At 65.8% G+C, this 9,389-nt stretch carries 7 protein-coding genes; 4 read left to right on the top strand and 3 right to left on the bottom strand.

Annotated features, from left to right (window positions below; genetic code table 11):
* The first annotated feature begins 176 nt into the window (after positions 1-176).
* From JNN06_RS07905 to JNN06_RS07895, 3 genes are all read left to right on the top strand, one after another.
* Entirely contained in the window at positions 177-569 is a 393-nt protein-coding gene (locus JNN06_RS07905) for a diacylglycerol kinase (protein WP_366812617.1), read from the top strand.
* An 87-nt stretch (positions 570-656) separates the two neighbouring features.
* The gene (gene hrpB / locus JNN06_RS07900; protein WP_291239047.1) at positions 657-3,083 is read left to right on the top strand and encodes an ATP-dependent helicase HrpB; all 2,427 of its coding nucleotides are present in this window, start codon (positions 657-659) and stop codon (positions 3,081-3,083) included.
* A gap of 93 nt (positions 3,084-3,176) precedes the next feature.
* Positions 3,177-4,376: an MFS transporter gene (locus JNN06_RS07895; protein ID WP_291239046.1), complete on the top strand. Its 1,200-nt coding sequence runs from the start codon at positions 3,177-3,179 to the stop codon at positions 4,374-4,376.
* Here JNN06_RS07895 and JNN06_RS07890 read toward each other — a convergent pair.
* The 3 genes from JNN06_RS07890 to JNN06_RS07880 all read right to left on the bottom strand — a co-directional run bounded on the left by JNN06_RS07890 (position 4,351) and on the right by JNN06_RS07880 (position 8,016).
* Entirely contained in the window at positions 4,351-4,935 is a 585-nt protein-coding gene (locus JNN06_RS07890; protein WP_291239045.1) for an isochorismatase family protein, read from the bottom strand. The genes JNN06_RS07895 and JNN06_RS07890 overlap by 26 nt on opposite strands.
* Before the next feature lie 912 nt (positions 4,936-5,847).
* Positions 5,848-6,774 carry an ornithine carbamoyltransferase gene (gene argF / locus JNN06_RS07885; protein ID WP_291239044.1) on the bottom strand — a complete coding sequence of 309 codons (927 nt, stop codon included), beginning with the start codon at positions 6,772-6,774 and terminating at the stop codon, positions 5,848-5,850.
* 75 nt (positions 6,775-6,849) lie between these two features.
* Complete coding sequence (locus JNN06_RS07880) at positions 6,850-8,016, bottom strand: aspartate aminotransferase family protein (RefSeq protein ID WP_291239043.1); 1,167 nt, start codon at positions 8,014-8,016, stop codon at positions 6,850-6,852.
* 373 nt (positions 8,017-8,389) lie between these two features.
* Here JNN06_RS07880 and JNN06_RS07875 point away from each other — a divergent pair, with 373 nt between their 5' ends.
* A complete protein-coding gene (locus JNN06_RS07875) occupies positions 8,390-9,199 on the top strand; it encodes a hypothetical protein (RefSeq protein WP_291239042.1) in 810 nt (269 codons plus the stop codon).
* Positions 9,200-9,389 lie beyond the last annotated feature (190 nt).

Raw genomic sequence — 9,389 nt, 5'->3', positions numbered from 1 at the left:
TTGCCACTTCGCTGTTCTGCATCGCCTTGATCCTTTCGCCGCCGCCCGGAACGCCCGGTCCGGCTTTGCCGCGCAGTTTGATCAAAATGCCCCCGGGCCGCAACCGGAATTGCGGCATGAACCCATGTTGAAAGCACATAGATCGCGCCCGATGGACAGGCGTTTTGCCGCATGGTTTGATCGGCTGGGGGATGGAGGGCGTCACGATGCGCGACTGGCTGGTGGCCGAGGGGCGGCGGTTCTGGAACACGGTGATCTGGTCCTGGGCGGGGTGGCGCGCCAGTTGGGCGAGCGAGAAGACGCTGCGCCAATGGAGCCTGGCCAATCTGCTCTCGGCAGGGCTGGCCTTCGCGCTGCCGCTCACGCCGGGGGAGCGGGCGCTGATCCTGGCGCTCGGGCTGATGGTGCTGGTGGCGGAGTTGCTGAACACCGCGATCGAGGAGACGGTGGATTACATCTCTACCGCGCGGGACCCGCGCGCGATGCGGGCCAAGGATGCGGGGTCGGCTGCCGTGGCCGTGGCGGCGCTTGCGGCGGGGCTGGCCTGGCTGGTGATCCTGATCGGGTGAGGACACTGGTCTGTTGGCATTGGTCTGTTGGCGTGGCTCTGGCGGCACCGGCTTGCATCCCGGCGACGCTTGCCGCAGTCAGGGGGGATGACCATGCACCTGCCCATCGAAACCGCCCTGCCGGCGCTGCTGGCTGCCCTGAAATCCTCGGGTCAGGCCGTGCTGCAAGCGCCGCCCGGCGCCGGGAAAACCACGCGCGTGCCGCTGGCCATGCTGGAGGCCGGGCTGGTCTCGGGGCGTATCCTGATGCTGGAGCCGCGCCGCTTGGCCGCGCGGGCGGCAGCCGAGCGGATGGCCGAGACCTTGGGGGAAAGTGTCGGAAACACCGTGGGTTACCGAATCCGGGGCGAGGCGAAGACCAGCCGTGCCACCCGCATCGAGGTGGTGACCGAGGGCATCCTGACCCGCATGTTGCAGACCGATCCCGGCCTTGAAGGCGTGGGCGCGGTGATCTTCGATGAATTCCACGAGCGCAGCCTGAATGCCGATCTGGGCCTTGCGCTGGCCTTGGAGGTGCGGGCGGCACTGCGCGAGGATCTGGTGCTGGTCGTGATGTCGGCCACGCTGGATGCCGCCCCGGTGGCGGCGCTGATGGGCGATGCGCCCCTGATCACCAGCGAGGGCCGCGCCTACCCGGTAGAGACCCGCTGGCTGCCGCGCCCCATGGAGGCGCGGGCGCGGTTCGATCAGGCGATGGCGGCGCTGATTGCGCAGGCGGTCGAGGAATGCCCGGAGGGGGGCGTGCTGGCCTTCCTGCCGGGCGAGGGCGAAATCCGCCGGGTGGAGAGCCTGCTGAAAGGGCTGAAAGGCTGTGAAATCAGGCCCTTGTTTGGCGCGATGGAGTTTGCGGCCCAGCGGGCCGCGCTGGCCCCTGCATCGCCGGGGCTGCGCAAGGTGGTGCTGGCGACCTCGATTGCCGAAACCTCGCTGACCATCCCGGATGTGCGGGTGGTGGTCGATGGCGGCCGCGCGCGGCGGGCGCGGTTCGATGCGCCCTCGGGCATGGCGCGGCTGGTGACCGAGCGGGTGACCCGGGCCGAGGCCGAGCAGCGCCGGGGCCGGGCGGGCCGCGTGGCCGAGGGGGTTTGCTATCGGCTGTGGTCGAGGGGCGAGGAGGGCGGGCTGGCCGCTTTTCCACCGCCCGAGATCGCCTCGGGCGATTTGACGGGGCTCGCGCTGGAGCTGGCGGTCTGGGGGTCAAGCGAGTTGCCCTTCCTCACCCCGCCGCATCCAGGGGTGCTGGGCGAGGCGCAGGCCCTGCTGATCGCGCTGGAAGCCCTTGATCTACAAGGCAGAATTACCGATCACGGGCGCGCGCTGTCGGCCCTGCCGCTGCATCCGCGACTGGCGCATATGCTCATCCGCGCGGGGGGCGGAGAGGCCGCGACGCTGGCGGCGCTGCTGGCCGAGCGCGACCCGCTGCGCGGCGCCCCCGCCGATCTGGCGCAGCGCATGGCGGCGGTGAAAGACCCCAGCCGTTATGCCGAGGCGCATCGCGGCACCATCGAGCGTATCCGGTCCGAGGCCAAGCGCCTCGCGCGGGCGATTTCCGTGGCGCCACAAGGGCTTGGCCTTGGGCAGATGGCCGCTTTGGCCTACCCCGACCGGGTGGGCCTGCGCCGCAAGGGCGAGGCGCCGCGATGGGTTTTGTCGGGTGGCAAGGGCGCGCATCTGGCGCCGGGCCAGCCCTTGTCCGGGGCGCGGCTGCTGGTGGCGACCGATCTGGATGGCGACCTGCGCGAGGCGGAAATCCGGCAGGGCATCGCGCTGAGCGAGGCCGAGCTGCGCGCGGTGCATGGCGCGCGCATCGTCTGGCGCGAGCTTTGCGAGTGGTCGAGGCGCGAGGGGCGGGTGATTGCGCGGCGGCAGGAATGCTTTGGCGCCTGCGTGCTGGACGACCGCCATTGGACCGAGGCCCCGCCTGAGGCCATGGCGCGCGCCGCGCTGGAGGGGCTGCGGCAGCTGGGCTTGAGCTGGTCACCTGCTGCTTTGCGCTTGGCGCGGCGAGTTGATTTATGCCGCGTTGACAATGACTTGCCGGATGTTTCGGAGGCCACGCTTCTGGCGGGCGAGGCGCTTTTGCCCTATCTGCAAGGGCGACGGACCGATGCCGATCTGCGCGGCCTTGATCTGGTGGAGCCGATCCGCGCGCTGCTGGGCTGGGAGGGCCAGCAGCTGATCGACCGGCTGGCGCCGCCACATTTTCAAACACCGCTGGGGCGGCGGGTGCCGATTGATTATGAGGGCGAGACGCCCTCTATCGAATTGAGATTGCAGGAAGTTTTCGGGGTGACTGTGCATCCGGTGATCGGCCCGAAGCGCCTGCCTTTGAAGATCACCCTGCTATCGCCGGGCGGCAAGCCGGTGCAGGTGACCGCCGATCTGCCGGGCTTCTGGGCCAATTCCTATGCCGATGTGCGGCGCGACATGCGGGGGCGCTACCCGCGCCATCCCTGGCCGGAAAACCCGCATGAGGCAGAGCCTACCCTGCGCGCCAAACCGCGCGGCACCTGAGCCTTTGATAGCGCTTTGGCTTGCGTTTCGCTCTGTAACCCTGCGCAATGACTTGTGAACTGACAGGTCTTTCGCTTGGCCGATACGCGCGCTATGCAGGCCGTCAAAGCGTTTTGGGAGGGTGCCATGCAAGCCATCGCGCGCGGTCGCTGGGCGGTTGCGGGACTGTTTCTGGTGAATGGGTTCGCCATGGGCGCATGGGCGCCCCAGATCCCCCTGATGTTGCCGCGCCATGAAATTGGCGAGGCGGTGATGGGGCTGTTGATCCTGGCACTGGGCTTGGGAGCGGTGGGGGCGATGGTGTTCGCCGGGCGGCTGATCCAGCGTTTCGGCGCGGTTCCGGTGGTTCTGGCCTTTGCCTGCGCCTTGGTGCCCATGCTGCCTGCCATGATTTTTGCGCCTGATCTCAAGACCTTGGCGCTGGCGATGATGGGGTTTGGCGCCATTGCGGGCTGCATGGATGTGGCGATGAACGCCAATGCGGTCGAGGTGGAGCGGGGCTTGGGCCGGGCGATCATGTCCTCGTCGCACGGGTTCTGGAGTTTGGGCGGGTTTCTGGGCGGCAGTCTGGGCGGATTTGCCATCGAGCATCTGGGCCGCGAGGGGCAGGCGGTGCTGGTCTCGGTTCTGATGGCGGCGATGATTGCGCTGGTGTGGCGCTATATGTGGCGTGTTGAGGCGGTAAAGCAACAAGATGAGCCGAAGGGGCCGCTGTTTCCGCGAGAGGCGCGGGTCTGGCTGCTGGGGCTTCTGGCGCTGATGTGCATGGTGCCGGAAGGCGCGATCATGGATTGGTCGGCGCTGTTTCTGAGGGATGAGCTGGCCTTGCCGACGGCCTGGTCGGGCCTTGGATTCGCGCTGTTTGCCGGGACCATGGCGGTGATGCGCTTTGCGGGCGATGCGGTGCGCAATCGCTTTGGCGCGGCAAAAACCCTGCGATTCTCGGCACTTATCGCGGCGGCTGCGCTGCTTTCGGCCAGTGTTGCCCCTACGTCAGGCCTCGCCCTGCTTGCCTTTGCCGTTGCGGGGTTGGGGATTGCGAATACGGTGCCGATCCTGTTTTCGGCGGCGGGCAACCTGCGGGGGATGAGCCCGGGGGCCGGGTTGGCGACCGTGACGATGATTGGCTATGCGGGCATTCTTGTGGCGCCCTCCAGCATCGGGGTTATCGCGGAATATGCTGGATTTAGGGGGGCTTGGGCCGGGTTGGCCCTATGCCTTGTGGGGGTGGCCCTCCTGGCCGACCGCGCCCGCGATGCGGACGGGATTACAGGTCCAGCGTCTCGGACGTGACCAGATCGGCGAACTCGGCCAGACCGGCCAGTGTAACGGCATGGACAGTTTGGGCCGAAAGGGTAACGGGCTGTACAGTTTGGCCCGGTTTTTCGCCCTCAAGTGTAATGGGGTATACGCTTTCGGGCAGGGTGGCGCCAAAGCAGAAGGTGGCATCGGTGACGAGGCGGGGGCAGAAGCCCAGATCGGCCGCCGCGCGCAGGGTGGAGCTGACGCAATAGTTGAGCGCGGCCCCGGCGACGACCAGATCGCGGGCGCCGTTCAGGGCCGGGATCATGGCGGGCGACGCAAAGGCGGAGGAGGTGGTTTTCACCACGACCGTTTCGCCCGGCAGCGGGGCCAGATCGGGGATCGGCGCGCCGGTCGGCTTGTCGAGGCGGAAGCCGCTGGCGGGCGCGGGGTCGTCATGCTGGACATGGAGGACGGGCAGGCCCGCCGCGCGGAAGCGGGCGAGGAGGGCCGTGGCGGCTTTGATGGCGCCGGGTTGGCTGACCTCCCAGCCGGCATGGATGCGGCGGGCGAATTCCTGTTGCAGGTCGATGAGGATGAGCGTGGGCATGGGCGGGAGTTTGGGCGTATTGCGCTGCGCAGGCAAGGGGCTTCGGTCAGAGGGGCCGGATGAGAAAACGCATTGCGTTTTCCCGGCCCTCTGGGAACGCTCTGGCAAGACCGTTTCAGCTTGAGACCGAGAGGCTGGCGCCCGCCCGGTGGGCGCAAAGCGCCCGCCGCCCGAAGGGCGGGCGCTGGCCGGGGGCTTCGGGCCCCCGGCCCGATGTGGAAACGGTTCCGCGTGACCTCGGCGATGGCCTCGGTCATGGTTGGGGCCGGATCAGGAAACGCATCGCGTTTGCCCGGCTCTGTGGGAGGGGTTCAGCAAGACCGGGGCAGCACGAGACCGAAAGGCTGGCGCCCGTCCGGCGGGTGTGAAGCCGTTCGGCAGGCTTACGCGGTCCCATCAGGGGCCACGGTCCTGCCTCACCCCGCAGGGCGGGGGCTGGCCGGTCGCTTTGGGCAACCGGCCCAAATGTGGCAACGGTGCCGCGTGACCTCGGCGATGGCCTCGGCCATTCTGAGGGGTTCAGCATGACCAGATCAGCGCGAGACCGAGAGGCTGGCGCCCGCCCGATGGGCGCAAAGCGCCGTTCGGCAGGGCGGGCGGCTCGGCCATTGGCTTTGGGCCACCGGCCCAATGTGGCAACGGTGCCGCGTGACCTCGGCGATGGCCTCGGCTATTCTGAGGGGTTCAGCATGACCGGATCAGCGCGAGACCGAGAGGGCTGCGCCCGCCCGGCGGGTGTGAAGCGCCGTTCGGCAGGCTAACGCGGCCCCATCAGGGGCCACGGTCCTGTCTCACCCCGAAGGACGGGCGCTGGCCGTTGGCTTTCGGCCAACGGCCCAAACGCGGAAACGGTGTCGCGTGACCGAGGCGATGGCATCGGTCAACGGGGCCGGGCTGGCAAGAGGTGGGGCCTCAGACCCCCAGACACCAGCGCATCACGGCTTTTTGCGCGTGCAGGCGGTTTTCGGCCTCGTCGAACACCACCGAATGCGGGCCGTCCATCACGGCGCTGGTGACCTCATCATTGCGATGGGCGGGCAGGCAATGCATGAACAGCGCGTCCGGCTTGGCCTGCGCCATCAGCGCCTCGTTCACCTGATAGCCGCGCAGCTGGTTGTGGCGACGCTCCTTGGCGCTTTCGGGGTCGTGCATGGAGACCCAGGTATCGGTTACCACGAGGTCAGCCCCGGCCACGGCGCGGGCCGGGTCACGCTCCACGCTGACCGCCACGCCCTTCTGACGCGCGAAATCGAGCCATTCGGCCTCCGGGTCCAGCGTTTGCGGGCCGGTGAAGGTGAAATCAAAGCCGAATTGCCCGGCGGCATGCAGGAAGCTGGCGCAGACATTGTTGCCATCGCCCGCCCAGACCACCTTCTTGCCGGTGATCGGGCCGCGATGCTCTTCATAGGTCTGGATGTCGGCCATGATCTGACAGGGATGGGTGCGGTTGGTCAGGCCGTTGATCACCGGGACGGTGGCATATTCGGCCATCTCTTGCAGCGTCGCTTCCTCGAAGGTGCGGATCATGATGAGATCGACATAGCGCGACAGCACGCGGGCGGTATCGGCGATGGTCTCGCCATGGCCAAGCTGCATCTCCTTGCCGGAGAGAACCATGGTCTCGCCGCCCATCTGGCGCACGCCGACATCGAAGGAGACGCGGGTGCGGGTGGAGGGTTTCTCGAAGATCAGCGCGACCATGCGGCCCTTGAGGGGCTGGTCATCGTCGGGGGTGCCTTTGGGGCGGCCGTTGCGGGCGGCCTTCATGGCATGGGCGCTGTCGATCATCGCCCGGAGGTCTTGGGCGGAGGTGGTGTGGATGTCGAGGAAGTGTTTCATGGCAGAGGGGCTTTCTTGGGGTGACCCCGGGGGCGCTGCCCCCGGACCCCCGGGATATTTTTGAACAGAAAATGATCAGGCGATTGCGAGGGCGGTGGCGTCGAGGCGTTTCAGGGCCTCGGCGATGTCGGCATCCGGGATGTTGAGGGCGGGCAGCAGGCGCAGCACATTGTCGGAGGCGGCGACGGTCAGCAGGTGCTGGCCATAGCCCGCCTTCACCACATCCGTATTCGCCACGACGCATTCGAGGCCCAGCATCAGGCCCTGGCCGCGCACCGCCTTGAAGATGCCGGGATGGGCGGCGACGAGGCCCTCAAGCCCCTGACGGAACAGGCCGGCCTTGCGGTTGACCTCCAGCAGGAAGGCGTCATCGGCGGTGATGCGGGTGACGGTCGCGCCGATGGCGCAGGCAAGCGGGTTGCCGCCATAGGTGGAGCCATGGCTGCCCGGCCCCATGCCGGAGGCGGCCGCCTCGGTGGCCAGCACTGCGCCCAGCGGGAAGCCGCCGCCAATGCCCTTGGCGACCATCATGATGTCGGGCGTGATGCCCGCCCATTCATGGGCAAACAGTTTGCCCGTGCGCCCCATGCCGCATTGCACCTCGTCGAGGATGAGCAGGGCGCCGGTTTCGTCGCAGAGGTCGCGCAGGCCCTTGAGGCAGGCATCGGGCAGGGTGCGGATGCCGCCCTCGCCCTGAATGGGTTCGATGATCACGGCGGCGGTCTGCGGGGTGATGGCTGTGCGCAGGGCCTCGTGATCGCCGAAGGGCAGGTGGGTGAAGCCGGGCATCAAGGGGCCGAAGCCCTTGACCATCTTTTCGGACCCGGCGGCGGCGATGGCGCCGGTGGAGCGGCCATGGAAAGCGCCCTCGAAGGCGATGATCTCGGTGCGGGGTTCGCCCTTCTCATACCAGTATTTGCGGGCCATCTTGATGGCGAGTTCCGCCGCCTCGGTGCCGGAATTGGTGAAGAACACCGTATCGGCAAAGGTCTTGTCGACCAGCAGGTCGGCCAGCACCTCTTGTTCCGGGATGCGATAGACGTTGGACACATGCCAGAGCTTTTGCGCCTGTTCGGTGATGGCGGCGACCAGGGCCGGATGGGCATGACCAAGCGCGTTCACCGCGATGCCTGCGCCCAGATCGAGGTATCGGCTGCCATCCTCGGCAAAAAGCCAGCTGCCCTCGCCCTTGGTGAAAGCCAGAGGCGCGCGGTTATAGGTCGGCAGAACGGTCGAAATCATCGGAATGTCCCTGAAAGGCGGAAGCCCCAGACGTGCCAAAGCACCGGGGGGCTGTCAACGTGGAGAAGCGGGAAAGGTGCCGGGATGCGGCAAATGGATCGCGGAACGCGGCGCGGTTAGCGTCGGCGTCGGGGCAGCTGGAAGGGGGTGCCTTGTGCGATCATGGGGTGTGTGTAGCGCGGATGGGGGGGAGGAGGCAAGGGGGATGAAGGCTGGGAGGGCCATCTTGGCCTCCGGAAAGGGGGGAGGTTGGCTTTTCGCTTTGGGTTGTTCGGCGGTGGTTTTCTTTTCCCTTGACGCGAATTCAGGTGTCTGGGCAGGTTGACGGCATGGGGGGCAGCCAAAGTGCTGTTTCAGGTGAGGAAAGGGCTTGATGATCCTTGGTGGCATTGGAGAGCGCTTGCTGAAACACGGCTCTGCATTTTTCAGGCAAATCCATAAGGTACTGCGGGCTGTGTTGACAAGCCACAGCATGGTGCTGGTGAGATCGTTTTTGGCGCGGGTGATCGCAAAAACGCCATTCCCGCGCACGGTTTTGTTTCTGTTCTGCCTTGTAATGCTGAACCTGTGCGGGGCCCAGAAGACTTGGACATGGCACCAGAAATTAAGTGTCACCGTCATAACTCCGGATGGGCCCAAGACGAGTTCAAGCGTGCTTTGGGGCCACCTCCATGACCATAGTGACGCATGGCTTCCGGATGCGCGGGGCGCATCTACCTCTGTGCGCGGAGAAGGTGTCGCGATCGAGGTTACGCCGGGCCGCTATCTTTTTGTCACCCAAACGGAGTTGCCAAGCATCTTTCAGGTATTGTTTCCTGGTGTATCACCTCTTGAGGCTGTCAAGGTGATGGAAAGCCCTTCGGAAGCCAAACCTGTGCCACCCGACCTTTATCCCATGATGATGACATTCGGCAGGCTTGATGATCCGGCATCTGTACGGCGTGTCGATCCGAATAATTTGGAAGCTGAATTCGGGCCTGGCGTCAAAATACAAGTGATTGAGCTGTCATTGACAGATGAGCCCATTACTGATGGGGCAATGATCAAGATTTTACCATGGCTGGATGAGTACAGAGAAAACGCATGGCACTTAAATGGTACAAAATGCATCACTTGCCCCGTTCGCAGTGAGAACTTGGCAGATTTGATTTCTGCAGATTCCTTCAAAACGGAGGTGCAATAATATGCCCATGCAGATGAATTCCAACATCTCTTGGACGTAACTCATCTTTGATCTTGGGGCACAGGATTGCCCAAGAGGCCGGGTGCAAGATGAGATGCAAATTTGCAAGGCAATGGAGAAGGAGTGCGGGAGATGCCGCCATGCTCCGGATTGCGTTGTGGTGCATTCAGTAAATGGGCTTGCAGGTCTG

The sequence above is a fragment of the Gemmobacter sp. genome (assembly GCF_016792925.1).
In the GTDB taxonomy this organism is placed as follows: domain Bacteria; phylum Pseudomonadota; class Alphaproteobacteria; order Rhodobacterales; family Rhodobacteraceae; genus Gemmobacter.
This window is presented reverse-complemented; position numbering and strand designations above follow the sequence as displayed.

Coding starts and splice junctions, on each gene's coding strand:
- argF (WP_291239044.1), bottom strand. CDS start 6,774: ATGAAACACTTCCTCGACATCCACACCACCTCCGCCCAAGACCTCCGG.
- JNN06_RS07890 (WP_291239045.1), bottom strand. CDS start 4,935: ATGCCCACGCTCATCCTCATCGACCTGCAACAGGAATTCGCCCGCCGC.
- JNN06_RS07875 (WP_291239042.1), top strand. CDS start 8,390: ATGATCCTTGGTGGCATTGGAGAGCGCTTGCTGAAACACGGCTCTGCA.
- JNN06_RS07895 (WP_291239046.1), top strand. CDS start 3,177: ATGCAGGCCGTCAAAGCGTTTTGGGAGGGTGCCATGCAAGCCATCGCG.
- JNN06_RS07880 (WP_291239043.1), bottom strand. CDS start 8,016: ATGATTTCGACCGTTCTGCCGACCTATAACCGCGCGCCTCTGGCTTTC.
- hrpB (WP_291239047.1), top strand. CDS start 657: ATGACCATGCACCTGCCCATCGAAACCGCCCTGCCGGCGCTGCTGGCT.